Consider the following 26,702-nt stretch of genomic DNA (forward strand, 5'->3'; position numbering starts at 1 on the left):
AAAAGTTGCTCTAAAAATGACGGCAAGTATCCGTTAAAGACGGGTGATGTTCAACACGTCACCGGACAGGCTGACTTGCACGCCGGAACCCCACAGCGGGTCGCGGCGCAGGTCTTCGCAGACCTTGTACTGGCCAGCGATGGAGACCATTTCGGCGGTCATCTGCTGACAGAAGATGCGTGCCCTGGTATTGCCTTTGATGCCGGCCAGGGCGCGGCCGCGCATGGCGCCGTACACATGGATGTTGCCATCGGCGAGAAGTTCCGCGCCTGGGCTGACGGAGCCTGTGACCACCAGGTCGCCGCCCTGGGCGTAGATCTGCTGACCGCCGCGCACCGGCGAGGTGATGATCCGGGTAGGACGGATTTCAGGCTCGGCAGCGGGGGGCGGCGCAGGGGCCGGGGCCGGTTCGGGCTTCTTCACCTCGGGCTCCGGCTCCAGCGGCCGCTCGCGGGCACCGGAGGGCGGCAGCACGGGCAGGTCGATGGCGATCGCCGCGGCGATGTCCTCGATGCGGTTGGCGCGGATGGCCAGGGTGCGCAGGCCGTGGTGGCGGCAGATGCGCATCAGCCCGGGCAGGTCGATGGCGCCTTCGTCGGCCGGCAACTTGTCCAGGGCCAGCACCAGTGGCGTGTTGCTGAAGAAGTTCGGTGCCTGGGCCACTTTCGCCGCCAGTTGGCGGTCGAGGGCTTGCAGGTCGTTGCGCCCCAGTTCCAGCACAGTGATGGCGAGCATGCTGCCCTTGAGCTGGAACACGGAGGCGGTGTCGGGTGTGGGGTTTGGGCTCATGGTCTGCATAGACGGCAAGTTGCGAAAAAAGTGCCCTGACTTATAACGATAAGACCGGTTGGCCGCAACCGGCGCGGATCCGATGTAGAATGCTCAGCCTTTGTCCTACCGGAAGCTTCAATGGAACGCCCGCGTTTTCGTCCCTATTTCCTTCACCCACGGTTCTGGGGCCTGTGGCTTGGCCTGGGCCTGCTGTGGCTGGTGGTGCAGCTGCCGTACCGGGCCCTGCTGTGGCTCGGCAGTGCCCTGGGCGCGCTGATGTACCGCGTGGCCGGCGAGCGTCGGCGCATTGCCGCGCGCAACCTGGAGCTGTGCTTCCCGGAATTGTCCGTCGACGAACGGCGCCGTTTGTTGAAGGCGAATTTCGCCTCCACCGGCATTGCCTTCTTCGAAATGGCCATGAGCTGGTGGTGGCCCAAGGCCAGGTTGGCGCGCCTGGCGCACATCGAAGGCCTCGAACACCTGCAGGCGGCGCAACAGGCCGGGCAGGGCGCGATTCTCATGGCGGTGCACTTCACCACCCTGGAGATCGGTGCCGCACTGCTGGGGCAGGTCCATACCATCGACGGCATGTACCGCGAGCACGGCAACCCGCTGTTCGACTTCATCCAGCGCAACGGCCGCGAGCGGCATAACCTCGACTCGCTGGCGGTGGAGCGCGAAGACGTGCGCGGCATGCTCAAGCTGCTGCGCGCTGGCCGTGCCATCTGGTATGCGCCGGACCAGGACTACGGTGCCAAGCAGAGCCTGTTCGTGCCGCTGTTCGGTATCCCGGCGGCGACGGTCACCGCCACCACCAAGTTTGCCCGGCTGGGCAAGGCGCAGGTCATTCCCTTCACCCAGAAGCGCCTGGAGGATGGCAGCGGCTATCGTCTGGTGATCCATCCGCCGCTGGAGGACTTCCCCGGTGAAAGCGAAGAGGCCGACTGCCTGCGCATCAATCAGTGGATCGAAGGCGTGTTGCGCGAATGTCCCGAGCAGTACCTGTGGGCGCACCGTCGCTTCAAGTCGCGGCCCGAGGGTGAGCCGCGGCTGTATGACAAGAAAAAGCGCTGACCGCTTTTTTTCAGGCCCGGCCCTGACGCCAGGAAGGACTCGATGACCCCAACCACCGGCCTGATCCTCTCCGGCGGCGGTGCCCGCGCCGCCTACCAGGTCGGCGTGTTGGCCGGCATCGCCGAGCTGCTGCCCCCTGGCGCGAACAACCCGTTCCCGGTCATCGTCGGCACCTCGGCCGGCGCCATCAACGCCGTGGCCCTGGCCAGCGGCGCCAGCCGCTTCAGTGAATCGGTGCAAGCGCTCACCCGTTTCTGGCAGGGCTTTCGCAGCCACCTGGTGCTGCGCAGCGACTGGCCAGGGGTGATTCGCCAAGCCAGCCGCTTCGTCAGCCAGAACCTGCTGGGCCTGGGGGGTAACGCGCCGGTGGCCCTGCTCGACAGCAGCCCCTTGCGCCAGCTGCTGCAGTCGCACCTTGACCTTGGCGGTATCGACGATGCCCTGGCCGCCGAGCACTTGCGTGCGGTGGCGGTGACTGCGTTCGGCTACGACGCCGGCCAGGCGGTGACCTTCTACCAGGGCCGCGGCACCATCGACGCCTGGTTGCGCCACCGCCGCATCGGCGTGCCTACGCCGCTGACCATCGACCACCTGCTGGCCAGCGCGGCGATTCCGCTGCTGTTCGCGCCGGTGCGACTGGGCGACGAGTATTACGGTGACGGCGCGGTACGCCAGTCGGCGCCGATCAGCCCGGCGTTGCACCTTGGCGCCAGCCGCGTGCTGGTGGTCGGGGTCAGCGGCAACCCGCAACGGCCGGCGCCGCCTTTACCGACCCAGCGTGTGTTCAGCGGCCAGCAACCGAGCCTGGCGCAGATTGGCGGGCATATGCTCAACAGCACCTTCATCGACAGCCTGGAAGATGACATCGAGCTGCTGCAGCGGCTCAACCACCTCAGCCACCTGCTGCCTGCCCACCTGGATGCCCGGCGCCTGGGCCTGGCGCCGATCGAGGTACTGGTGGTGGCGCCCAGCCAGCCCCTGGACGAGATCGCCGCGCGGCACCGGCGTGAGCTGCCGGCGGCGTTGCGGCTGTTCCTGCGCGGGCCGGGGGCGACCCGGACCAGTGGGGCGGGGGTGTTGAGTTACTTGCTGTTCGAGGCCAGCTACTGCAGCGAGCTGATCGAGCTGGGGCGGCGGGATGCGTTGGCCAAAAGGCGGGAGCTGGAGCAGTTTCTGGGCCTGTAGGAGCGGCCTTGTGTCGCGAAAGGGCCGCAAAGCGGCCCCATCGATATGTGCTCCGGCGCTGAAAACCTGGGGCCGCTTCGCGACCCTTTCGCGACACAAGGCCGCTCCTACAACGACTGCGCAGGCAAACCTTTACTCCGCTATCTGCAACTTGCGCGCCTGGGTGTACACATACCGCACTTTCTCGTACTCGAACGGCGAGTTGAGCTGGCCATAGCGGAAGCGCGTGGTATAGCGCTTGTCCACCACCTGCAACAGCAGGATCTCCGGATGATCGGTGCTGGTTTCCGGCACATTGAGGAAGTTCACTGCCTGTTCCCCGGCATAGTCCACCACCACCCCGGTGGTGTCACGCAGGTTCGACGGGCCCAGCACCGGCAGCATGATGTACGGCCCTTCCGGCACGCCATAGAAGCCCAGTGTCTGGCCAAAGTCTTCGCTCTGGCGCGGCAGGCCCATCTTGGTCGCCGGGTCCCACAGCCCGCCCACGCCGATGATGGTGTTGAACATCAGGCGGGCGGTGATTTCTGCCGAACGCTTGGGTTTGAGCTGCAGCACGCTGTTGAGCAGGTTGGGCACGTCACCCAGGTTGTTGAAGAAGTTGCTCACGCCGGTACGCACGAAACTTGGGGTGACGTACTGGTAGCCGCTCACCAGCGGCAGCAGCACCCATTGGTCCACGCGGTAGTTGAAGTGGTAGATGCGCCGATTCATCGACTCCAGCGGGTCGTACACGTTCAAGGCTGCCAGGGTCGAGCGCTCGAACTCGCGCTGGTCGAGCCCGGGATTGAATTTCAGTTCACGCAGCGGGTCGATGAAGCCATCGGACTCCGGTTCCAGCGGTTGTGTTGTCACCTGCGGGTCGGCTTCGATCACACTGGCGCGTGGCGCGGTTTCCGCGGCCAGGGCATTGCCGGCAACCAGCAGGGCGGTGGCGAGGAGGCATTTGTTAACCACGGAAGAACTCCAGCATGGCGTCGCTGTTGACGCGGTAATTGAGGTTGCCGCAATGGCCGCCATGGGGGTAGAGCGTCAGGCGATCGCCGAATACCTTGCGCAGGAAGCCGATGTCGCCAGGGCCGAGGATGACGTCGTCGGCGTTGTGCATCACGGCGATCTTCGGGCTGTCACGCAGGTAGTCCTCCAACGCGTACAGGCTCACCTGGTTGACCAGCTGCAGGATGCTGCCGCCATCGGTGCGGGCGCGCCACATCGGAATCACCTGCTCGGTCATGTAGCAGTCGAAATCGCACTGCAGGGCGCGCTTGAAGAACGGCGTGAGGCTGCTGCCTTCGGTGATCGGAAACTTCGGCGGAATGATCAGGCCGCGGCGGTTGATCAGGTCTGAAGTGAAGGCGATATCGGCTGCCGAGAAGCGGAACGAGGTGCCGATGAGCATGGCCATCTGTTCATTGGACAGGTGCTGGCGCGACTGTTGGAAGTCGTACAGCAAGGCGTCGTTGAGGTCGATGTAGCCCTTGTCCTGGAAGTAGCGGGTGAGCTTGTCCAGCATCAGCTCATAGAACGTGGTGCTGCGGTCGATGCCCTTGACCTGGGTCTGTACCAGCTTGTCAAGGTTGTTGACCGAGGTGTACAGGTTGACCGGCGGGTTGAGCAGCAGCACGCGCTTGAAGTTGAAGCTGCGGCGGGTTTCGTCCAGGTGGCTGACGAATGCCGCATCCAGCGCGCCCAGGCTGTAGCCGGTGAGGTAGAACTCGCTGATCGGCAGGCGTGGGTGCTGGGCACGCACCGCCTGCATCACCCGGTACATGTCCTCGGCATCCTCCTTGCTGACGCCGGGGGTGGCGAAGCGCGAGGCGGCGCTCATGAAGTCCCAGCTGGTCGGTGACGACAGTTGCACCACATGGAAGCCGGCCTGATAGAACAGCTTTTTCAGGTACTCGTTGATACTGCTGGAGTAGGGCGCACCGGTGCCGGCGATGAGGAAGATCAGGGGTGCTTCATGGTCCTGCTTGGCCAGGCGGTACTTGAGTTTTTTCACCGACCAGAAGTTGTCGGGTAGCGTGAACTCACGCTCCGGGCGCAGGTTGAGGCTGTAGTCGGCCTGGTCGATTTCATCGTCGCTGGGCAGTGTCGGTCGCTGTTCGGGCGGTGTGGTAGCGATGGTCGCCTCGAACGGGTTGGTCAAGGGGAAACCGTAGCTGGCGGCGTCGATATCCCGAGCCGACGCGGCAGCAGCCATGAACAGGCCGCCAAGAAGGGCGACAAGGCGCCAAGATCGAAGCATGTAATCCCCCAGAAGGTACAAGGTCGTGCAATACGCAGGCTAGGACCACATCCAGGCCTGCAAAGTTGCCAAGTGCAGGGGTCTTTGGTGTCCCTGCTAATTGCAACATAGCTGCTAAGCCGCGGTTTTGCCTTGAGACAGGCCATGGGCGATCATAGTGCCTTTCGATGACCGCCATGGGAGAACAGGATGTCTCGTTCGCTGCCGGCCGCTTCGTTGTTGCTGTGTCTCGCGCTGTGGCTCGCTGCCAGCTATGGCGTGCGTTATGGGTTGATGGAAGACGCTCGGTGGGTCGGGCTGTGCACGGTGCCGGGTGAGTACTGGCAGTGCCAGGTGCGATCGGTGCTTGGGCTGGGGATTCACTTCCAGGTGTTGGCTTGGGCCGGATTGGGGCTGGCATTGCTGGCGCAGGTGGTTTCTGGTCGCGGCGGAGGGTGGCTGGCGGCGCTGGCGCTGGTGTTCGGGGTACCGGCCTTGGTCTTGTATACCGCTAGCATCGCGGTATTCGCAGTAGTGCTGGCGGGGTTGCGCCTGGTCCGGCAAGCGCGTCGGCGCTGACAGGGGCTGTCATCCAGCCCGGCGCAACCTCAAGCTGCGCCACAACGCTGCAGTCATTAACACACTGACCACCGCCCAGCCCCAGGCCTGCTGGTTCTGCAGCCCTTCACGGTAAAGCTGCGGCAGTACGCCAGCGCCGACGATGAAGGCCAGCAACGCCACTTCCGCCCGCGCCGCCGCCACCGGCCGCAGCAGATACACCACCGCCGGCAAGGCCAGCGCCGCTGTCGGGAAGCTGCGGTATCGCGGGTCGAACACCATCGCCAGCATGCTCACCGCAGCCGCGAACCCCGCCGCCAGCAACAGCCACCCGGCACGCGCTTCGAGCCAGGCGAACAGGCGCTCACGCCACCCCGCACGCCGCGCTAGGGCCAGGCCGGCATGAATCAGTACCAGCAGGTTCAATCCCGCCAGCAACACCGCCCACAGCCACTCCCCGGCAAACCGTGCATGGGTACGCATCAGCTCGCCCCACAGCCCCAGGCAACCTGCGCCAAACGCCGCCAGCAGCGGCAACAGCAGGGCGCCGGCAGCCGTAGCGGGGCGCCCTGCGAGCACCAGCATGGCGGCCATCAGCACCACGCTGGCCAGCAACCACTGCGGCCATAAATGTAAGTTGCTCACCGGCCCTTCGAGCACGCCCTTGTCTTGCCGGTCGGCATCGTAGAGCCCCCAGTAACCGCCCACTGCCCCTTCGTTGGCGCGTTTCCACGGCTGGTCGAAGGCTTCGATCAGGTTGTAGTGCCAGCCGTTGGCCTCGGCCATGGCGATGAAGCCGCGCACGAAGCGCGCTTCATTGGCCCTGCTGGGCACGGCGGTCTCGCGCTGTCGGCCTTCACTGGGCCAGCCCGTTTCACCGATGAGCACGTCCTTGGGCGCAAAACGGTTGGCGAACACCTGGTGCACCTCGGCGACATGGGCCAGGGCGTCATCGATGCTACTGGGGTCGTCCTCCCAGTACGGCAGCAGGTGGATGGTCAGGAAGTCCACCGCCGGCGCCACCTGCGGATGCTGCAGCCAGAACTCCCAGACATCGGCGTACGTTACCGGCACCTTGACCTGGCGCTTGACCTCGCCGATCAGCGCCGCCAGGCGCTCGCCGGTGACTTCCTTGCGCAGCAGTGCCTCGTTGCCGACGATGACCGCGCTGACCACGTCGGGGTTGGCGTTGGCGGAAGCGATCAGCAGCTTCACTTCCTTGTCGGTGTCGACCGGGTTGGCATTCACCCAGGCCCCGAGCATCACCTTCAGGCCGTGCTTGCGCGCCAGTGCCGGGATGGCCTCCAGACCGGTCATGGAATAGGTGCGGATGCACTGAAATCGCTCGGCCAGCAGCGCCAGGTCGGCGTCCATGCGGGCCGGCCGCAGGCGGAAGGGCTGATCAAAGGGCGACTGGTCCTTGTCGAACGGGGTGTACGACGCGCATTGCAGCTTGTGCGTGGGGCTGGCGGCGTCTGGCAGGTGCAACGGCTTGCCCAGCCCGTACCAGAGCGCGCCGAGCCCGAGCAGGGCGAGCAGGCAGGCGAGCAGGTAGAGTGGCAACAGCAGGCGGGCAGGGTTGGGCATCGGGCGGTCCGTCGTCAGGCGCAAAACGATAGATAGTAGCCCGGCGCCAAACCTTTGGCATGCAAGGATCGCGCAGAACTGTATGGGCCCCTGCCGCTAATGGCATAGTGCTGTCGCAATGGGTTCGGGTACAGGTCGCAGATGGAGCAGGTCGACGGTGGTTGCAGGCACATGATGCATTCTCCAAGACCTGACGAGGGGATGCTTTGATGAAGATGCGACGTTTCCTGGGAGTGGGTACCGCTCTGGTATTGGCCATGAGCGCTGCGCAGGCAATGGCTAAAGAGGTAAGCATCGGCTACGTGGATGGTTGGGCCGACAGTGTGGCGACCACCAACGTGGCCGCCGAAGTGATCAGGCAGAAGCTCGGCTACGACGTGAAACTGCAGGCGGTTGCTGCAGGGATCATGTGGCAGGGCGTGGCCACCGGCAAGCTCGATGCCATGCTTTCGGCGTGGTTGCCGGTCACCCACGGTGAGTACTGGGCCAAGAACAAGGACAAGGTGGTCGACTACGGCGCCAACTTCAAGGACGCCAAGATCGGCCTGATCGTCCCCGAATACGTCAAGGCAACCAGCATTGAAGACCTCAAGACCGACGAAAGCTTCAAGCAGAAGATCGTCGGTATCGACGCAGGCTCCGGCGTGATGATCAAGACCGAGCAGGCGATCAAGGATTACGACCTTACCGGCTACAAGCTGCAGGCCAGCTCCGGGGCGGGCATGACGGCGGAACTGGGGCGTGCCTATCCCAAGCAACAGTCGATTGCCGTGACCGGCTGGGTGCCGCACTGGATGTTCGCCAAATGGAAGCTCAAGTTCCTGGAAGACCCCAAAGGGGTGTATGGCGCGGCGGAAACGGTCAACAGCATCGGCAGCAAGGAGCTGGACAAGAAGGCGCCGGAAGTTGCCGAATTCCTCAAGAAGTTCCAGTGGCAATCCAAGGATGAGATCGGCGAGGTGATGCTGGCGATTCAGGATGGGGCCAAGCCTGAGGCGGCTGCGAAGGACTGGGTGGCCAAGCATCCGGAGCGGGTCAAGGAGTGGACCGGTAAGTAATGGTGGATGCGGGGGCTGCTTTGCAGCCCTTTCGCGACACAAGGCCGCTCCTACAAAGGGTTCGCGGTCCCTTGTAGGAGCGGCCTTGTGTCGCGAAAGGGGCGCAAAGCGCCCCCGCTTTCTTACAGATCCTGCAAAACACTCTTGCATCTAAGACTAAGGTCGTCTGGTTGGCGTCCAACGGCAGCATAAAGTGACGGTGTGGGTTCCATCCCCTATCTGTGCTGCTAGGACAAAAACAATGAACGACAGCATTTACCTCTCGATACAAAACAGCCCCCGCTTCAAGGAGCTGGTCAGCAAACGCGAGCGCTTCGCCTGGATTCTCTCGGCGATCATGCTTGGCCTCTACTGCGCATTCATCCTCCTGATCGCCTACGGTCCTCACCTGCTGGGCGCCAAGCTCAGCCCCGAGTCGTCGATTACCTGGGGTATTCCCCTGGGCGTCGGCCTGATCGTTTCGGCATTCGTCCTGACCGCCATCTACGTGCGCCGCGCCAACGGCGAATTCGATGAGCTGAACAAGGCCATCCTCAAGGAGGCGCAACAATGATTCGCCACGCCAAAGCCCTGGCCGTCCTGGCCTGCGGCGCTTTCGCACCCGCCGTGTGGGCAGCCGATGCCATCACCGGCGAGGTGCAGAAGCAGCCGCTGAACGTCTCGGCGATCGCCATGTTCGTGGCCTTCGTCGCCTTCACCCTCGGTATCACTTACTGGGCCTCCAAGCGCAACAAGTCGGCGGCGGACTACTACGCGGCCGGCGGCAAGATCACCGGTTTCCAGAACGGCCTGGCGATTGCCGGCGACTACATGTCGGCGGCCTCGTTCCTGGGGATTTCCGCGCTGGTGTTCACCTCGGGCTACGATGGCCTGATCTACTCCATCGGCTTCCTGGTCGGCTGGCCGATCATCCTCTTCCTGATCGCCGAACGCCTGCGCAACCTGGGCAAGTACACCTTTGCCGACGTTGCCTCGTACCGCCTCGGGCAAAAGGAAATCCGCACCCTGTCGGCCTCCGGCTCGCTGGTGGTGGTGGCGTTCTACCTGATTGCGCAGATGGTCGGCGCCGGCAAGCTGATCGAGCTGCTGTTCGGCCTGGACTACCACGTCGCGGTGATCCTGGTGGGCATCCTGATGTGCCTGTACGTGCTGTTCGGCGGCATGCTGGCCACCACCTGGGTGCAGATCATCAAGGCGGTGCTGCTGCTCTCCGGCGCCAGCTTCATGGCACTGATGGTGATGAAGCACGTGGGCTTCGACTTCAACACCCTGTTCTCCGAGGCGATCAAGGTACACGCCAAGGGCGAAGCGATCATGAGCCCGGGCGGCCTGGTCAAGGACCCGATCTCGGCGTTCTCCCTGGGCCTGGCGCTGATGTTCGGTACCGCTGGCCTGCCGCACATCCTGATGCGCTTCTTCACCGTCAGTGATGCCAAGGAAGCGCGCAAGAGCGTGCTGTATGCCACCGGCTTCATTGGCTACTTCTACATCCTGACCTTCATCATCGGCTTCGGCGCGATCCTGCTGGTCAGCACCAACCCTGACTTCAAGGATGCCGCTGGCGCCTTGCTGGGCGGCAACAACATGGCGGCGGTGCACCTGGCCGATGCCGTGGGTGGCAGCATCTTCCTCGGCTTCATCTCGGCGGTAGCGTTCGCCACCATCCTGGCGGTCGTCGCTGGCCTGACCCTGGCCGGTGCCTCGGCGGTGTCCCATGACCTGTACGCCAGCGTATGGCGCAAGGGCAAGGCCAACGACAAGGACGAGATCCGCGTGTCGAAGATCACCACCATCGCCTTGGGCGTGCTGGCGATCGGTCTGGGGATTCTGTTCGAGAAGCAGAACATCGCCTTCATGGTCGGCCTGGCGTTCTCCATCGCGGCCAGCTGCAACTTCCCGGTGCTACTGCTTTCGATGTACTGGAAGAAGCTGACCACCCGCGGTGCCATGATCGGCGGCTGGCTGGGCCTGATCAGTGCGGTGACGCTGATGATCCTCGGCCCGACCATCTGGGTACAGATCCTGGGTCACGAGAAAGCCATCTACCCGTACGAGTACCCGGCGCTGTTCTCGATGATCATTGCCTTCGCCGGTATCTGGTTCTTCTCGGTCACCGACAAGTCCAAGGCGGCCGATGACGAGCGTGCGCTGTTCTACCCGCAGTTCGTCCGTTCGCAGACTGGCCTGGGTGCCAGCGGCGCGGTGTCGCACTAAGCTTGCATCTGTAGCTTGAACACAACGCCCCGCCTGTCGGGGCGTTGTTGTTTTTACTGGCCTTATCGCCGGCTTGCCGGCGATCCCTCGGAAATTTCAACAACTCGCTCGGAGCGATCCCGTATTTCCCCTGCAGACAAATCCGAATAATTCACCTGTCAACGGCGCTTTGCCTGATTGGCGATCATTCGAAGATGTTAACTACAGGTTTCAAGGAGATACATTCGTGAAAGCATTGCTTCTGGCGCTCCCCTTCGCAGTTCTGGCCGCAGGCCCCGCCATGGCCGAGGACCCGATCGAGAAACAGGTGCTGATCACCGCCACTGTCCCCACTGCCAACTTCTACGTCGAGCCCGTCGGCGGCAACTGGATGAACGACCCGCAAGACATGGCCTGGAACTCGTTTCAAGGCACCCTGACCCCGGTTCGCAAGCAGCTCCAGGCCAAGAGCACCATCGGCCCGATCACCGCCCACCTGCTGTCCCCGGCCGTGGTCAGCAGCGGCCTGGACGCCATCGACCTGGACGTCAAGATCGGCGAAACCGTCCTCACCACCAACGCCACCGAGATCCTCTCCGAGGCCCAAGCCGCGCCGGGTGCGATCGTCGACTTCGAAGTCGCGCCACAGGTACCGGCCGGTGGCTACAAGCCAGGCAACTACCAAGGCCTGGTCAGCATGATGTTCGAAACCGCTGCACCGTGATCTGACGCCCTCGCACATTTTTCCTTTCACCCGTTGTTGCTCACCTTCGCCCCTGGGTCGCGCCGGGGGTGAGGGCGACGTTTTGCTCGCAGACAGGGTCATGGCCTTTTTTTCAACTACAAAGACTTTGCTGCTCACGGCATGCCTTGCCGTGCTCCCATTCACTGCCGCTGCCGAAGGCAGCGCCATGGGCGTGGTCAGCCAGGCCCAGGGCCTGCCACGGGAGTTCGAGGAACACTTCTTCGACGTGCCGCTGGCGGTTCGGGTCGACCTGGATGGCCGCTACCTGGGCGATGCCATGGTGGTGCTCAGCCGCGACGAGCGGGTGCAGTTGCTGGAATTCACCGACCACCTGGAAAGCCGCGAGCCTGACACCTTGCGCCGCCGCTGGCAGGAGCGCCTGGCCGCCGGCCGGCCGCTCGGCGACTGCCAGAAGGACTGTCCGGACGGCTTGCGCGCGATCCACTACAGCCTGGTCAATTCGCAGCTCTCATTGCTCACTCATGCCGCTGAACTGGCCGGCGATGCCCCGCGTTTTCACACGCTGCCCGAACAAGGCAGTGGCCTGCTGCTGCGCAACCAGCTCAACCTTGTGAGTGACGGGCGCGACACCAGCGGGCTGTTTTCACTTCAGGGGCAGGGCAGCCTCGACAACTGGACGACCCTGGCCGACGCCCAGGTCGACCGTGGCGGTATCAGCGGCCAGCAGACCCGCCATCGGGTCAGCCAGCTGTACGCCGAAAGCCTGCACGCCGAACATTTCTTCCGCCTGGGCTATTTCACCCCTGGCGCCCAGGGCCTGACTCGCCAGCCCCGGCTGCTCGGCCAGAGCCCCGATACCACGCTCGGCCTGATGTTTGGCAGCAGCGACAGCCTGCTGATCGACAACGGCCAGCCCAGTACCACGCCGATCTATGTCACCCCCAACCGCCCCGGCGTGGTAGAGATCTACCGCAACGGCGTGCTGATCAACAGCCAGCCCGTGCAACCCGGCCTGCAAGCCCTGGACACTCGCGTGCTGCCAGGTGGCATCTACCAGGTCGAGGTGCGCCTGCTCGAGGACGGCCAGGAAACCTCGCGCACCGACGAATTCGTCTACAAGCCCAGCAACTGGCGCAACGCCGACAGCCGCTGGCGCTACAACCTGTACCTGGGTCAGCAGACCAGCCTGCTGAGCAACTGGGACGAAGAACACGACGACAGCCTCAGCGCCGGCGTGCTGGCCAACTACCTGCTGCACCCGCGGGCGGTGCTCGGATTTTCCGTGCAGCAGGTCGACGAGGCCATGCAGTACGGCACATCGCTGGACTGGGACCCGCTCGATCGGCTCAAGCTCTACGGCAACCTCTACCGCACCGAGGACCAGGGCAACGGTTACGACCTGCAGGTCATTCACAACCATGAATACGGCTCGTTGGTGTTCAGCCACAGCCGGTCGTGGTTGGAAACGGTCAGCCGCCCGACCCATAGCCAGATCGTGCGCTATTCCGAGCAGAGCCAGACCTCGCTGTTGCTGACCCAGCGCCTGAACAACCGCAGCTCGGCAACAATCCGCCTGGCGCAAAGTTCCGGCGCCGCCGCTGGCCTGGGCGTGGACCTGGGCTGGTCGTACTACGGCAAACTTCTCGGATCCGACGCCAACTGGCGCCTGAGCCTGTTCGACCGCCCCGGGACCCGCAGCAGCGGCGAGGCGCGCAACCGTGGCGTCAACCTGGCGGTGAGCATGAGCTTGGGGGGGCCAGGCGAGCGCATTGCCGCCAGCATCGGCAGCCGCACTTCGCACGATGGCGGGCGCGACCAGAATGCCTCGCTGGCCTACCAGCGCGATGTCGACCTGGGGCTGGTGCGCAGCCTCGGCGCAACCGTCACGGCGGACCGTTACGGCGCAGGCTTCGGTGGCAATGCGCAGTTCCAGAACCAAGCGCTGTACGGTGACGCCTATGCCCAGAGTTCTTCCTACAACGGCGAAGTCAGTACCGGCCTGAACCTGCAGAGCATCGTGGCGGTGGGCGAGGGCAAGCTGGCCATGACGGGGCAGTACCTGCCTCACGATGCTGGCCTGATCGTGGATGTCGAGAGCGATATCGAGGGCCTCAAGCTGCGCGCCGATGACCTGCAGGGGCTGAGCGCCGCGCTGCAGCCCGGGCGCAACGTGATCCCTGTGGGCGCCTACAAGTCAGGCTACGTGCAGTTCGATTTCGACGGCGACAACGAAACGGCAGCGGTCATCCAGCCCACCAGTTTCGATTACCACCTCAATCGCGGAGGCGTCGGCTACCGCAAGTTGCGGGTGATGCGCACGGTGACCGTGCTTGGCCGCCTGCTCGACCGTGACGGGCAACCCCTGCAGGGCGCGCAGGTGGTCAACCACGCCAGCCGCAGTGTCAGCGAGGCCGGCGGGCATTTTGCCGTGGAAATGAGCGAGTCGACGCCGACCCTGGAAGTGCGTAAGGGCGGCGCGGCGTTGTGCCTGCTCGAACTCGACCTGAAGCAGTTGCAGCGGGAAGGGGATGTGATGCTGGTGGGGGATGTGTCGTGTGCCGAAGGTCGCATGGCCGATGCCGCGCCCGTGCAAATGGAGAACAGAAGTTGAGCGTTCGCAAACTGATGTCCCTGGCATTGCTGCTGCTCTCTGGCAGTTGGTCGCTGGCGAGCCAGGCAATCGACATGACCCTGACCATGCGCTACCGCGGCCAGCCCGATGGACGATTCGAAAACGTCACGCCACCCGCTGCGTTCTGTGCGGTATGGCCTGCGGCGTGTACGCAAGGCAACAATTACACGGCTGACCTGCCGATTACCTACAACAAAACCATCATCAACCAGGCCCCGGATATCCGCGACAGGCATTTCATCCAGATGCCGGGTGAGCGCCAGGTGGAGGTCGTCAACGACAATGGGGCGCGCTACACCCTTACTTTTCGCATTCGCGCGCTCAGCCAGCACTTGCGAAGGCTGACTCAAAACGGGCGATTGGCAGCGTCGGCACGGGGTGGTTGCCAAATGATCATCGGGGTGAGTAACACTACCCGTACCCAATTCCGCTGGTCGATCAACAACCCGTCGGCACCGCAAGCCTGTCACGAGGTTACCGACACCAATCTCGGCCTGACCAATGACGTGGCCGTGAGCCAGTTCGGGGTCAACTACGAGCTGATCATGCCGCGCCCGATCGGCATGCCCCAGGGCATCTACCGCGGCAGTATCGCCTACAGCATCGGCCCGGGCGGGGAGTTCGACTTCGGCAACGCCGTCACCGACCTCAATGCCAGCCAGCTCAGGGTGCATTTCGAACTCGACGTGCAACACGACCTGTACCTGCAGTTCCCGCCCGGCTCAGACCGTGCGGTACTGGAGCCACCGGGCGGCTGGATGGCCTGGCTCGGCGGGCGCGGCGCTCCGACCCGGCTGTACCGTGACCTGCCGCTGCGCATCTGGAGCACCGGCCCGATCAAGCTCTACAAGCGCTGCCAGTATGAACTCGGTGGGCTGTGCGGCCTGCGTGAAAACGCCGGGCACATGGTGCCGGTACAAGTGGCGGTGACCCTGCCGGCGAGCATGCAGCACAACGGCGCGCCCATCAGCAAACAAGCGATCCCCACCCGTGAAGCGGCGGCACTCAAGATCGAGCCGACCAGCACCGTCTGGAACCAGCCCGGGCAGCTGCATTTCGAGGTGGCGGGCAGCGAGATCCCGAGCATGCTCGACCATCCTGGCAGCCGCTATGAGGGCCTGGTCACGGTGGTATTCGAAGCGCAGCTCTGAGTTGCCCAGATTGTCTTTAGGAAATTTCCTCAGCCCGTAGGGAAATTTCCTGCTTTTTGCGCGAAAGCAAAAGACCACAATGATTGTCGTGATGCCTATTGGCTATCAGCGGCCTTTTGCTATGAGGATTTTTCCATGAAGCTGTTGCGCCCATTCTGCCTCGCCTTGACGCTGCTGCCGTGCGTCGCCCAGGCGGCCCCGGAACTGAACGTCGGCGGGCTCTACGATTATCTGGAGGAGGGCAAGAGCACCCTGCTCAAGCGGGTACGCAACGGCGGTGACTCCACCGCCTTCGTCAAGGTCAGTGTGGTCGAGCTGGTCTACGACGGCCGCGAAGCGCCCCGTGAAGTCGCCCTCGACGGCCTGGCCCTGGAGCAGCGCGGCCTGGTGGTCAGCCCGGCCCGGCTGATCGTGCCGGCCCGTGGCATGCAGGCGGTACGCCTGTTGTACCGCGGTTCGCGGGACCAGGAGCGCTACTACCGCCTGCGCTTCATCCCCGTGTTGCCGGAGCAGGGCGACGGCTTTGCCGTCAGCGAGCAGGAGGCCGAGGCCTACCGCGACAGCCTCAAGGCCGGCGTCAACCTGCTGGCCGGCTACGGGACCCTGTTGTTCGTGCACCCGGCGCAAACCCGCTACCAGACCCCGATCACCCGCCAGGGCGGCGCGCTGACCGTGAGCAATCAGGGTAATGCCACCGTGGTGCTCGACCACTTCCGCCAGTGCCAGGCCCAGGACCAGCTCTGCGAGCCCGCCACCAAGCACCACCTGCTGCCCGGGCGCACCCGCCAGTTCGACGGTCAGGCGGCCAAGGTGCACCAGTTCGAGCTGCACGAGGGCATCGCGCGCAAGCCCATGGTGCTGGAGGGATGAGCGGCCGGCAGCGTGATCCCGCAGGGGAGGTTGCCCATGGCTAGCGCACTGGTGGTGGATGACCACCCGTTCATTCGCGCCACGGTGTGCATGCTGCTGCGCCAGGAGCGCCTGGAGATCGTCGGCCAGACCGACAACGGCATCGATGCAGTGCGTCTGGCGCGTGAGCAGGCGCCCGACATCATCATCCTCGACATCAGCCTGCCCGGGCTCGACGGCATGGAGGTGATCGCCCGGGTCAAGCGACATGAGCCTCCGGCCAAGACCCTGGTGCTGACCTCGCACATGGCCGAAGCCTATTCCCTGCGCTGCATGCAGGCCGGGGCGGCGGGCTTCGTGTCCAAGACCAACGACCTGGGTGAGCTGAACAAGGCGGTGAGGGCGGTGCTGTCGGGGTTCACCTACTTCCCCGATGTAGCCCTGAGTTCGGTGCACAGCCAGGAGCTGCACGCCACGGACGCGCAGCGCATCGCCAGCCTCAGCGACCGCGAGCTGATGATCCTGCAGCACCTGTCCCGGGGTTTGAGCAACAAGGCCGTCGGCGAAGCCATGCTGTTGAGCAACAAGACCGTCAGCACCTACAAAGGCCGCTTGCTGGAAAAGCTGCGCTTGAACTCACTCATCGACATGGCGGATTTCGCTCGTCGCAACCAACTGATCTGAACCGTGCGTGCACTCTGGCTGATGTTGCTGTGTTGTCTGTTTCCCTTGCCGGGCCTGTCGGCGCCGGTGTTCCACGGTCGCGCGGCGTTCGATGGGCCGCGTGCCGAGCCCGACAGCGGCGACCTGCGCTGGCTGTGGCGCCATCGTGTGCTGCGCCTGGGGGTGCTCGGCAATGACCAGCCACCGCTCGACATCCTCGGCACAGGCCGTGCCTACGAGGGCATCACTGCCGATTATGCCGGTCTGGTGGCCGAGCACCTGAACCTCGACATGCAGGTTCAGGTGTTCGAATCCTTCGAAGCCGCGGTGTCAGCGTTGCATGACGGCACGGTGGACCTGCTCGGCTCGGTGACCACCCAGCAGGCGCTACAGGCCGGCTTGCGCCTGTCGCCGCCCTACGCCGAGGACCACCCGCTGCTGCTCGCCCAGGACTTGAAAACCAGCATCCAGCGTCCAGGGTCGTTGCGCCTGGTCATGGTAAATGGCTATCGCACAGCAGACCAGGTGAGCCAGTTCTACCCCCAAGCCCAAGTGCAGGTGCATCCGACTGCCTTCAGCGCCCTGGCTGCCTTGACCCTGGGGCAGGCCGACCTGTACCTGGGCAACGCCCTGATCGCACGCTACGTGCAGGGGCGTAGCCAGATGAGCGGGGTGGAAGAAATCGGCCACGCAGCCCTGCCGCGCCAGGGCATCGGTTTTGCATCGCTCGACAATGGCTCGCCGCTGCCACGCCTGGTGGACGATGCCCTGGAGGGGATCAGCGACGTCCAGTTGAGCGAAGCCCAGCAACGCTGGCTGCGCGACAACCCGAGCGTGCGAGTGCTGGTGGATGACCAGTTGCTGCCATTGAGCTACCGCGACAGCAAGGGCCAGTTGCACGGCCTGACCCTGGATGTGCTGCAGCTGATCACCCGGCGCACGGGGCTGAAGTTCGAGGTGCAGGCCGGGGCGGGCGTCGAGCAGATGATCGAGCAGGTCAGCCAGGGCAAGGCGCAGCTGATCGCCGGCTTGCCCCATAGCGCCAGCCTGGAGCAGCGCCTGGGCTTCAGCCGGGCCTACTTGAGCGCTTCTCGGGTATTGGTCAGCCGCAAGGGCGCCAATGCGCCGCAGAGCCTTGAGCAACTGGCCGGACGGCGCGTGGCGCTGGTCTGGGGCAGCGCCATGGTCGAGGTGCTGCAAGGCCGTTACCCGCAGGTAAACCAGCGCCTGTTGTCGAGCCCGCTGCATGCCCTGCGTGCCGTCGCCGATGGCAAGGTGGATGCCGCCTTGCTGACCCTCGACGACGCCCGTCCGCTGGTCGCGCGCTGGTACCCCGGGCAATTGCAGATCAGCGCCAGCCTTGCCCTGCCACCGGCGCACTTCGCCCTGGCCGGTGCCCGGGGCGCCAGCGAACTGCTGGGCATCATCGACAGCGCCTTGCTCAGCCTGACGCCGCGCGAGACGGGCACCTTGGTGCGCCGCTGGCGCAACCCGATGATCGTCCCCGACGGCGTCTGGTCGCGCCATCGCGGCAAGATCCTGTTCGGCTTTGGCACGGCGTTCGGCCTGCTGTTCCTCGCCCTGCTGTGGATCCGCTACCTGCGCCGCCTGCAGGTGCGGTTGCGGCGGGCCAAACGTGCGGCCGATGCGGCCAACCAGGCCAAGACCGAGTTTCTCGCCACCATCAGCCACGAAATCCGCACCCCCCTGCATGCGGTGCTGGGCATGCTGGAACTGGCCCAGCGCAAGGCCGCCCAGGGCATCCTCGACCGACTGGCCATCGAGGTGGCGACCGATGCCGCACGTGGGCTGAAAGAGCTGATCGGTGACATCCTGGACATCACCCGCATCGAGACCGGCCACCTGCAGCTGGCGCCCCAGCGCGTGCGCCTGCGCGAACTGGTGGCACGGGTGATCCAGCTGTTCGAGCAGCAGGCCCGTGGCAAGGGCCTTGATCTGCAGATGCAGATGAGTGGCGCGGTGGACACCGAGGTGATGCTCGACCCGCTGCGCTTCAAGCAGGTGCTGGCCAACCTGCTGAGCAATGCCATCAAGTTCACCGAGCGCGGCCGCATCGTGGTCAGCCTGCAGGCCATGCTTGATCAGGGTCAGATGAACGTGGCGCTGCAGGTCAAGGACAGCGGCGTGGGCATCGCCGCCAGCGAATTGGCAAGCCTCGGCCAACGGTTCCGCCAGGCCAGCAACCACAGGCAGTCATCCCGCGCCAGTGCCGGGCTGGGCCTGAGCATCAGCCGCAGCCTGTGCCAACTGATGGGGGGCGAGCTGCGCTTGCGCAGTACCCTGGGGCAGGGCACCGAAGCGCATGTGCAGCTCAAGCTGCCACTGCTGCCGGCCGTGGCACCGTCGCCTGAAAGTGTCCCTCTGCTTCCGGCGCAGGGTGGGGCGCGACTGCGGGTACTGGTGGTCGATGACTATCCGGCGAACCGGCTGTTGCTGGCCCAGCAGCTGGACTACCTGGGGCATCAGGCGCGGGTGGCGGAAGACGGTGCCCAGGCTTTGCGCCTGTGGCTCAAGGAGCATTTCGACGTGGTCATCAGCGATTGCAACATGCCCCGCCTGGACGGTCACGGCCTGGCCCGCGCCATCCGCGAACACGAACGGCGCAGCGGGCGCCCGCGCTGCCAGGTGATCGGCCTTACCGCCAGCGCTCAGGAGGTGGAGCGCCGGCGCAGCTGCGAGGCAGGGATGGACGACTGCCTGTTCAAGCCGCTGGACCTCGACAGCCTGACCCAGGCGCTGATCAGTGCCCAGCCGACGGTTGTGCAGGAGGAAGAAGGTGCAGTGCTCTGCCTGCAGCACTTGAGGCATCTGGTGGGTAATGACGAGGCCGCGCTCAAGGCGCTGCTTGCTGACCTGCGGGCCAGCAACCGTGAAGACCTGCAACGCCTGGAAAACCTGGGCGATGCCCCAGCCGCCGTTGCCGAACTGGCGCACCGGGTCAAGGGCGGCGCACGCATTGCCCGCGCCGAAGCGCTGGTTGCATTGTGCGAGCAGGTCGAACGTTGCTGCCACGCGGTACCGCTGGAGCGGCTGGCGCTCAGCCTGGCGGTCCGTGCCATGGGCGACGGCATGCGTCGCCTGGAACGGCATCTGGAGCGCCAGGCCGGGCAGAACGCATTGGGGTCATATCATGCCGAGCAACAACAGCACCAACAGAATCACCAGCACCACGCCGACGATGCCGGAAGGGCCGTAGCCCCAGCTGCGCGAGTGAGGGAAGACCGGTAAGCCACCAATCAACAGCAGGATCAGGATGATGATGAGGATCGTGGTCATGGCGGAGTCCTTGCGTGGTTGAGGGTCAAGGGCCTCGGACTGCTGGCCTCTTGTTAATTGGGACCAGTGCCGCTTGTGAAAGATTCCATTCGTATGTGGCCTGTCCTGGCCCTATCGCCGGCGAGCCGGCTCCCACAGGTATCCCACTGAATCCAAGTGCTGCGCAGTTCTTGTGGGAGCCGACTTGCCGGCGATAGGGCCAGGACAGAGTCATGCTCCCCCATTCACTAACCTGATCGACCCTGCCAGCCCCCATGGCCTTGTTTAGACTTCGCTCAATCTCACCAGAACAAGGCCTGCCACCATGCACAATCGCATCATGATCACCGGCGCCGGATCCGGTCTCGGCCGCGAGATCGCCCTGCGTTGGGCGCGCGAGGGTTGGCGCCTGGCGCTGGCCGATGTCAACGAAGCCGGCCTGCGGGAAACCCTCGACCTGGTGCGTGCAGCGGGCGGCGAGGGCTTCGTGCAGCGCTGCGACGTGCGCGACTACAGCCAGCTCACCGCCCTGGCCCAGGCCTGCGAGGAGAAGTTCGGCGGCATCGATGTGATCGTCAACAACGCGGGAGTCGCCTCGGGCGGATTCTTCGCCGAGCTGTCGCTGGAGGACTGGGATTGGCAGATCGCGATCAACCTGATGGGCGTGGTCAAGGGATGCAAGGCCTTCCTGCCGCTGCTCGAACGCAGCAAGGGGCGCATCGTCAACGTGGCGTCCATGGCCGCGCTGATGCAGGGGCCCGGCATGAGCAATTACAACGTCGCCAAGGCCGGGGTGCTGGCGTTGTCGGAAAGCCTGCTGGTCGAGCTGCGCCAGGTGGAAGTGGCCGTGCATGTGGTGTGCCCGTCGTTCTTCCAGACCAACCTGCTCGATTCGTTCCGCGGCCCGAACCCGGCGATGAAGGCCCAGGTGGGGAAATTGCTGGAGGGCTCGCCGATCAGCGCGGCCGATATTGCCGATTACATCCACCAGCAGGTGGCCGCCGGCGAGTTCCTGATCCTTCCGCACGAAGCCGGGCGCCAGGCTTGGCAGCTCAAACGGCAGGCGCCGGAGCGGCTGTATGACGAGATGGCGGACATGGCCGTGAAGATGCGTGCCAAGGCGCAGACGCGTTGATTGCGGGAAGAATCTGTAGGGATTTTTACCTGCCTACGTAGGACGGCTCTGATTTTTAGTGGATGTATTGAGTTGCTGAATATCCACATGCAATCTCCGGTTTTTCCTCTTGTCGGAGAGTCAAGCATGCTGGTCATAGGGCGCGAAGTAGGCGAAGTCATCACCATTGGTGACGACATTCAGATCAAGGTCGTGGAGATGCGCGAGGGCACGGTGCGGTTTGGTGTGAGTGCGCCGCGCGAAGTGACGGTGCATCGGGCCGAGGTGTACAAGCGGATCAAGGCGGGGGAGGCGAGCAAGGCCAAGTCGGCCTGATTGTGTCAGTGCCGGCCTCATCGCCGGCAAGCCGGCTCCCACAGGTACGTCACTGAACGTGAGAACAGTGGGGCACCTGTGGGAGCCGGCTTGCCGGCGATAGGGCCCGTGATATCAGTCGAGCAACTCGCGCGGCACATCATGCTTGGCCAGCAACTGGCACTGCTGACTCTCCAGGTCGAACAGAATGAACGCCTGGCCCTTGGCCAACGCCTGGCGCACCCGTAGCACACGGGTTTCCAGCGGTGTGTCGTCGCCATTGTCGGTGCCGTCGCGGGTCACGAAGTCCTCGATCAGGCGGGTCAGGGTTTCAGCTTGCAATTGGTCGTAAGGAATCAACATGGCAGCGTTCGGCTTGGTAGAAGAATCCGACAATGCTACGCGAAACCCGCCCCCCCTTGCTCACCCCTTGTTCCCCACCAGGCTGTCCACCGCCGGCACCCGTGTGTCGCTCTCCATCTGCGCATCGTGCTCCAGCTGGTGGCTGAAGCGCTCAAGCGACGCATTGGCCGGGTTCGAGTCGCTGGCGAATACCGGCGGGCTGAGCAGATAACCCGACAGCAGGCGGCTGAGCGCGGCCAGGCTGTCGATGTGGGTGCGCTCGTAGCCATGGGTGGCATCGCAGCCGAACGCCACCAGCGCGGTGCGGATGTCGTGCCCGGCAGTGACGGCCGAATGGGCATCGCTGAAGTAATAACGGAACACATCCCGGCGCACCGGCAGGTCCTGGTCGCCGGCAAGTTTGAGCAGGTGGCGCGACAGGTGGTAATCGTACGGCCCCGAGGAGTCCTGCATGGCCACGCTGACGGCGTGTTCGCTGGAGGCCTGGCCGGGCGCCACCGGGGCGATATCGATGCCGACGAACTCGCTGACGTCCCAGGGCAGGGCGGCAGCAGCGCCGGAGCCGGTTTCCTCGGTGATGGTGAACAGTGGGTGGCAATCGATCAGCGGCTGGCGGCCGCTCTCCACCACAGCCTTGAGGGCGGCCAGCAACGCCGCGACACCGGCCTTGTCGTCCAGGTGGCGGGCGCTGATATGGCCGCTTTCGGTGAACTCCGGCAGCGGGTCGAAGGCGACGAAGTCGCCGACGGCTATGCCCAAGGCTTCGCAGTCGGCGCGGGTGGTGCAGTAGGCATCCAGGCGCACCTCCACGTGCTCCCAGCTGACCGGCATCTGGTCGATGGCCGTGTTGAAGGCATGTCCGCTGGCCATCAGTGGCAGCACGCTGCCGCGGTACACGCCGGTGTCGGTGAACACACTGACCCGGCTGCCTTCGGCGAAGCGGCTCGACCAACAGCCGACCGCCGCCAGGGCCAGACGGCCATTGTCCTGCAGCTGGCGCACGCTGGCGCCAATGGTGTCGAGGTGGGCCGAGACGGCGCGGTCGGGGGAGCTCTGGCGGCCCTTGAGGGTGGCGCGGATGGTGCCGCGGCGGGTCAACTCGAAGGGGATGCCCAGTTCGTCCAGGCGTTCGGCGACGTAGCGCACGATGGTGTCGGTGAAGCCGGTCGGGCTGGGGATCGCGAGCATCTCCAGGAGCACGCGCTTGAGGTAGTCGAGGTCGGGTTCGGGGAGGTGTTGGGACATGGGGTACTCCTTTGGGGCCTATCGCGGATAAATCCGCTCCTACAAGGATTGCGCTGCCCTTGTAGGAGCGGATTTATCCGCGATAGGGCCAGTGAAAATCACGCCAACGGCCGGCTATGTGGAAACAGCAAGTCGACAAAGCGCTCGGCGGTTGGCTGCGGTTCATGGTTGGCCAACCCAACCCGTTCGTTGGCCTCGATGATCACGTACTCCGGGCTTTCGGCATCGCGCACCATCAAATCCAGCCCCACCACCGGAATATCCAGCGCCCGTGCCGCGCGCACGGCAGCGTCGGCCAGCACCGGATGCAAACGCTCGGTCACGTCTTCCAGGGTGCCGCCGGTATGCAGGTTGGCGGTACGGCGCACGGCCAGGCGCTGGCCGGCGGGCAATACGCTGGCGTAGTCGAGGCCGGCATCACGCAAGGTGCGCTCAGTCTCCTCGTCCAGCGGAATGCGGCTTTCGCCCCCGGTCGCGGCCCGGCGACGTCGGCTCTGGGCTTCGATCAGCGCCTTGACGCTGTGCTTGCCGTCGCCTACCACCTGGGCCGGGTGGCGAATGGCGGCAGCCACCACTTCAAAGCCGATCACCACGATGCGCAGGTCCTGGCCGGGGTGGAAGCTCTCCAGCAACACCCGGCTGTCGAAGCGCCGGGCCTGGTCGATGGCCTGGCTGACTGCTTCGTAGGTCGTCAGGTTCACCGCCACGCCCTGACCTTGCTCGCCGTCCACCGGCTTGACCACTACCGCGCCGTGGTCGTCGAGAAAGGCCAGGTTATCGTCGGCATTGCCAGCCAGCTGCTGCACCGGTACACGCAGGCCGGCGTTGTGCAGGGCCTGCTGGGTCAGGCGCTTGTCCTGGCAGAGGGTCATGCTGACGGCGCTGGTAAGGTCGCTGAGCGATTCTCGGCAACGCACCCGGCGCCCTCCAATACTGAGGGTGAACAGCCCGCCAGCGGCGTCGTCGACCTGCACCTCGATGCCCCGTCGGTAGGCTTCGTCGACGATGATCCGGGCATAGGGGTTGAGCCCGGCTTGCGGGCCGGGGCCAAGGAACAGCTGCTGGTTGATACCGTTCTTGCGTTTGACCGCGAACGTCGGCAGGTTGCGAAAGCCCAGCTTCTTGTACAGGCGCTTGGCCTGGCGGTTGTCGTGCAGCACCGACAGGTCGAGGTAGGCCAGGCCCCGGCTCATGCAGTGCTCGATCAGGTGGCGCACCAGCACTTCGCCGACACCGGGGCGGGTGCACTGCGGGTCCACGGCCAGGCACCACAGGCTGCTGCCGTGTTCCGGATCGTCGAACGCCTTGCTGTGGTTCAGGCCCATGACGCTGCCGATCACCGTCCCGCTGTCTTCGTCCTCGGCCAGCCAGTACACCGGGCCACCGAGGTGGCGCGGGGTGATCCGCTCAGGCTGCACCGGCAACATGCCGCGGGCCTGGTACAGGCCGTTGATCGCTTGCCAGTCGGCGTCGGTTTGCGCACGGCGGATACGAAACCCGCGGAACACCCGTTGCGCCTGGCGGTAGTCGGTGAACCACAGGCGCAGGGTGTCGGACGGGTCGAGGAACAGCTGGTGGGGCGCCTGGGCCAACACTTGCTGGGGCGCGGCCACGTACAAGGCAATGTCGCGCTCTCCCGGTTGCTCTTGCTGCAGCGCCTCGGCCAGGCTCGCTGCATCCGGGTACGTGTGGCCGATCAGCAGGCGGCCCCAGCCGCAGTGCAGGGCACGCGGCTGGTCGTGGGGCTCGCTGCCGTCGCCGGCCAGGCGGGCTTGCAGGCGCTCGTAGGACGGCACCTGGCCGCGCAGCAGGCGCTGGCCGTAAGCGATTTCGTGGGCTTTCATCGGTCAGATTCCTTGTTCGCTGAGCCACAGGTTCAGCGCCGCCAGTTGCCACAGCTTGGAGCCGCGCAGGGGGGTGAGCTGGCCATGCGGGTTGCTCAGCAGGCGGTCGAGCATGGCCGGGTTGAACAGCCCGCGGTCCTGGCTGGGGTCGGTCAGCAGCTCGCGCACCCAGTCCAGCGTGGCGCCTTGCAGGTGCTTGAGGCCGGGCACTGGGAAGTAGCCTTTCTTGCGGTCGATCACCTCGTGGGGGATCACCCGCCGTGCGGCCTGCTTGAGCACCTGCTTGCCGCCGTCAGGCAGCTTGAAGCGGGCCGGGATGCGCGCCGACAGCTCGACCAGGCGGTAGTCGAGGAACGGCGTGCGCGCCTCCAGGCCCCAGGCCATGGTCATGTTGTCGACCCGTTTGACCGGGTCGTCGACCAGCATCACCGTGCTGTCCAGGCGCAGCGCCTTGTCCACCGCATCCGGGGCGCCGGGGCGGGCGAAGTGTTCGCGGACAAAATCGCCGGCCACGTCGGTTTCCAGCAGCCATGGCGCCTGCACCGTGTCGCGGTACTCGGCATGGCTGCGGTCGAAGAAGGCGTCGCGGTAGGCGCCAAAGGCATCCTCGGCGCCGTCCACCTGCGGGTACCAGTGGTAGCCGGCGAACAGCTCGTCGGCGCCCTGGCCGCTTTGCACGCCCTTGCAGTGCTTGGCCACTTCTCGCGAGAGCAGGTAGAAGGCGATGCAGTCGTGGCTGACCATCGGTTCGCTCATGGCACGGAAGGCCGCCGGTAGCTGTTCGATGATTTCGCTTTCGGCAATGCGCAGCTGGTGGTGGCGCGTGCCGTAGTGACGGGCGATCAGGTCGGAGTACTGGAACTCGTCGCCACGCTCGCCACCGGCATCTTCGAAACCGATGGAGAAGGTCGACAGGTCATCCACGCCGACTTCCCGCAGCAGGCCGACCAGCAGGCTCGAATCGACGCCACCGGACAGCAGCACGCCGACGTCCACGGCTGCACGCTGGCGGATGGCCACGGCATCGCGGGTAGCGTCCAGCACGCGGGTGGTCCAGCCTTCCAGGTCGAGGTCGCGCTCGTCCGGGTTGGGGCCGTAGTGCAGTTGCCACCAGGTCTGACGCTCGACTTCACCGTGGCGGTCGATGCGCATCCAGGTGCCGGGTTCGAGCTTCTGCACGTTGGCCAGCAGGGTGCGCGGGGCGGGCACCACGGCGTGGAAGTTGAGGTAGTGGTTGAGCGCCACCGGGTCGATCATCGGGTCGATGTCGCCACCCTTGAGCAATGCGGGCAGGGTCGAGGCAAAACGTAGCCGCTCGCCGTTGCGCGACAGGTACAGGGGTTTGACGCCAAGGCGGTCGCGGGCCAGGAACAGGCGCTGGTTGTCGCGCTCCCAGATGGCCAGGGCGAACATGCCGTTGAGCTTGGGCAGCAAGGCCGCGCCCCAGGCGTGGTAGCCCTTGAGCAGCACCTCGGTGTCGCCGTCGGAGCAGAAGGTGTAGCCCAGCGCCTGCAGCTCCTGGCGCAGTTCCGGGAAGTTGTAGATGGCGCCGTTGAAGGCCAGCGACAGACCCAGGGGGTTGTCGACCATCGGCTGGGCCGAGCCGTCCGACAGGTCCATGATCTTCAGTCTTCGGTGGCCGAGGGCGATCGGGCCCTGGCTATGGAAGCCCCAGGCGTCTGGTCCGCGTGGCGCCAGGTGATGGGTCATGCGCTCTACCGCGGCGAGGTCCGCCGGGCGAGGGGCTTGGTCGATAGGGGTGAAACGCAACTCTCCTGCTAATCCGCACATAGGTCCTTACCGGTTTGTCCGTTGGGGAATCAGTGCCCCGGATTAGGGCACCTGTAAGGAACTGACCTAGGTGATTTGTGAGAGTTTTAGATCGATCTGT

Annotated in this window: 22 protein-coding genes and 1 pseudogene; 14 read left to right on the forward strand and 9 right to left on the reverse strand. The window is 64.9% G+C overall.

Features of this window, described 5'->3' with window-relative positions; translation table 11 throughout:
- Window positions 1-33: 33 nt before the first annotated feature.
- A complete protein-coding gene (gene minC / locus ACIPZG_RS21675) occupies window positions 34-798 on the reverse strand; it encodes a septum site-determining protein MinC (protein ID WP_400716751.1) in 765 nt (254 codons plus the stop codon).
- Between the two features lie 111 nt (window positions 799-909).
- Here minC and ACIPZG_RS21680 point away from each other — a divergent pair, with 111 nt between their 5' ends.
- Window positions 910-1,845: a lipid A biosynthesis lauroyl acyltransferase gene (locus tag ACIPZG_RS21680; protein WP_400716753.1), complete on the forward strand. Its 936-nt coding sequence runs from the start codon at window positions 910-912 to the stop codon at window positions 1,843-1,845.
- A 42-nt stretch (window positions 1,846-1,887) separates the two neighbouring features.
- Complete coding sequence (locus ACIPZG_RS21685; protein ID WP_400716756.1) at window positions 1,888-3,030, forward strand: patatin-like phospholipase family protein; 1,143 nt, start codon at window positions 1,888-1,890, stop codon at window positions 3,028-3,030.
- Window positions 3,031-3,162: 132 nt separating this feature from the next.
- On the opposite strand, the gene ACIPZG_RS21690 is transcribed toward ACIPZG_RS21685, so the two are convergent.
- Both ACIPZG_RS21690 and ACIPZG_RS21695 read right to left on the reverse strand, forming a co-directional pair.
- Window positions 3,163-3,987 (reverse strand): VacJ family lipoprotein, encoded by an 825-nt coding sequence (locus tag ACIPZG_RS21690; protein ID WP_400716758.1) that lies wholly within the window; start codon window positions 3,985-3,987, stop codon window positions 3,163-3,165.
- Window positions 3,980-5,278 carry a serine/threonine protein kinase gene (locus ACIPZG_RS21695; RefSeq protein ID WP_400716760.1) on the reverse strand — a complete coding sequence of 433 codons (1,299 nt, stop codon included), beginning with the start codon at window positions 5,276-5,278 and terminating at the stop codon, window positions 3,980-3,982. The genes ACIPZG_RS21690 and ACIPZG_RS21695 overlap by 8 nt, the downstream gene beginning before the upstream one ends.
- 189 nt (window positions 5,279-5,467) lie before the next feature.
- Between ACIPZG_RS21695 and ACIPZG_RS21700 the strand changes: the two genes are divergently transcribed.
- Window positions 5,468-5,836 carry a hypothetical protein gene (locus tag ACIPZG_RS21700; RefSeq protein WP_400716763.1) on the forward strand — a complete coding sequence of 123 codons (369 nt, stop codon included), beginning with the start codon at window positions 5,468-5,470 and terminating at the stop codon, window positions 5,834-5,836.
- A gap of 9 nt (window positions 5,837-5,845) precedes the next feature.
- On the opposite strand, the gene ACIPZG_RS21705 is transcribed toward ACIPZG_RS21700, so the two are convergent.
- Entirely contained in the window at window positions 5,846-7,402 is a 1,557-nt protein-coding gene (locus tag ACIPZG_RS21705; protein ID WP_400716765.1) for a glycosyl hydrolase family 17 protein, read from the reverse strand.
- A gap of 209 nt (window positions 7,403-7,611) precedes the next feature.
- Between ACIPZG_RS21705 and ACIPZG_RS21710 the strand changes: the two genes are divergently transcribed.
- The 9 genes and pseudogenes from ACIPZG_RS21710 to ACIPZG_RS21750 all read left to right on the forward strand — a co-directional run.
- Entirely contained in the window at window positions 7,612-8,460 is an 849-nt protein-coding gene (locus ACIPZG_RS21710; protein WP_400716767.1) for a glycine betaine ABC transporter substrate-binding protein, read from the forward strand.
- 241 nt (window positions 8,461-8,701) lie between these two features.
- Entirely contained in the window at window positions 8,702-9,013 is a 312-nt protein-coding gene (locus ACIPZG_RS21715; protein ID WP_008090326.1) for a DUF485 domain-containing protein, read from the forward strand.
- Window positions 9,010-10,674 (forward strand): cation acetate symporter, encoded by a 1,665-nt coding sequence (locus ACIPZG_RS21720; protein WP_400716770.1) that lies wholly within the window; start codon window positions 9,010-9,012, stop codon window positions 10,672-10,674. Before ACIPZG_RS21715 ends, ACIPZG_RS21720 begins: the two co-directional genes overlap by 4 nt.
- 226 nt (window positions 10,675-10,900) lie before the next feature.
- Window positions 10,901-11,377, forward strand: coding sequence for a CS1 type fimbrial major subunit (locus ACIPZG_RS21725; RefSeq protein WP_400716772.1), 477 nt, complete (start codon window positions 10,901-10,903; stop codon window positions 11,375-11,377).
- Between the two features lie 100 nt (window positions 11,378-11,477).
- A complete protein-coding gene (locus ACIPZG_RS21730; protein ID WP_400716775.1) occupies window positions 11,478-13,970 on the forward strand; it encodes a CS1-pili formation C-terminal domain-containing protein in 2,493 nt (830 codons plus the stop codon).
- Window positions 13,967-15,142 carry a hypothetical protein gene (locus tag ACIPZG_RS21735; RefSeq protein WP_400716777.1) on the forward strand — a complete coding sequence of 392 codons (1,176 nt, stop codon included), beginning with the start codon at window positions 13,967-13,969 and terminating at the stop codon, window positions 15,140-15,142. The genes ACIPZG_RS21730 and ACIPZG_RS21735 overlap by 4 nt, the downstream gene beginning before the upstream one ends.
- Window positions 15,143-15,277: 135 nt before the next feature.
- Entirely contained in the window at window positions 15,278-16,012 is a 735-nt protein-coding gene (locus ACIPZG_RS21740; RefSeq protein WP_400716779.1) for a molecular chaperone, read from the forward strand.
- Window positions 16,013-16,048: 36 nt separating this feature from the next.
- Window positions 16,049-16,675 carry a response regulator gene (locus ACIPZG_RS21745; protein WP_400716781.1) on the forward strand — a complete coding sequence of 209 codons (627 nt, stop codon included), beginning with the start codon at window positions 16,049-16,051 and terminating at the stop codon, window positions 16,673-16,675.
- 21 nt (window positions 16,676-16,696) lie between these two features.
- A pseudogene (locus tag ACIPZG_RS21750) lies at window positions 16,697-19,642 on the forward strand (ATP-binding protein); the annotation flags it as partial.
- Window positions 19,643-19,798: 156 nt separating this feature from the next.
- Here ACIPZG_RS21750 and ACIPZG_RS21755 read toward each other — a convergent pair.
- Entirely contained in the window at window positions 19,799-19,951 is a 153-nt protein-coding gene (locus tag ACIPZG_RS21755) for a DUF3309 family protein (RefSeq protein ID WP_012271016.1), read from the reverse strand.
- Window positions 19,952-20,255: 304 nt separating this feature from the next.
- Between ACIPZG_RS21755 and ACIPZG_RS21760 the strand changes: the two genes are divergently transcribed.
- Together ACIPZG_RS21760 and csrA are read left to right on the forward strand one after the other, a co-directional pair.
- The gene (locus ACIPZG_RS21760) at window positions 20,256-21,065 is read left to right on the forward strand and encodes an SDR family oxidoreductase (RefSeq protein ID WP_400716783.1); all 810 of its coding nucleotides are present in this window, start codon (window positions 20,256-20,258) and stop codon (window positions 21,063-21,065) included.
- A gap of 126 nt (window positions 21,066-21,191) precedes the next feature.
- Entirely contained in the window at window positions 21,192-21,380 is a 189-nt protein-coding gene (gene csrA / locus ACIPZG_RS21765) for a carbon storage regulator CsrA (RefSeq protein WP_400716785.1), read from the forward strand.
- A gap of 114 nt (window positions 21,381-21,494) precedes the next feature.
- Here the strand turns inward: csrA and ACIPZG_RS21770 are convergent, their stop codons facing one another.
- From ACIPZG_RS21770 to ACIPZG_RS21785, 4 genes are all read right to left on the reverse strand, one after another.
- The gene (locus ACIPZG_RS21770) at window positions 21,495-21,722 is read right to left on the reverse strand and encodes a YheU family protein (RefSeq protein ID WP_003252629.1); all 228 of its coding nucleotides are present in this window, start codon (window positions 21,720-21,722) and stop codon (window positions 21,495-21,497) included.
- 60 nt (window positions 21,723-21,782) lie between these two features.
- Window positions 21,783-22,967 carry an osmoprotectant NAGGN system M42 family peptidase gene (locus ACIPZG_RS21775; RefSeq protein ID WP_400642297.1) on the reverse strand — a complete coding sequence of 395 codons (1,185 nt, stop codon included), beginning with the start codon at window positions 22,965-22,967 and terminating at the stop codon, window positions 21,783-21,785.
- A gap of 98 nt (window positions 22,968-23,065) precedes the next feature.
- Complete coding sequence (ngg, locus tag ACIPZG_RS21780; protein ID WP_400716788.1) at window positions 23,066-24,811, reverse strand: N-acetylglutaminylglutamine synthetase; 1,746 nt, start codon at window positions 24,809-24,811, stop codon at window positions 23,066-23,068.
- A gap of 3 nt (window positions 24,812-24,814) precedes the next feature.
- Window positions 24,815-26,602, reverse strand: a complete 1,788-nt coding sequence (locus ACIPZG_RS21785) for an N-acetylglutaminylglutamine amidotransferase (RefSeq protein WP_400716790.1) — start codon at window positions 26,600-26,602, stop codon at window positions 24,815-24,817.
- Window positions 26,603-26,702: the final 100 nt, after the last annotated feature.

Source organism: Pseudomonas sp. NPDC089395 (genome assembly GCF_044749525.1).
In the GTDB taxonomy this organism is placed as follows: domain Bacteria; phylum Pseudomonadota; class Gammaproteobacteria; order Pseudomonadales; family Pseudomonadaceae; genus Aquipseudomonas.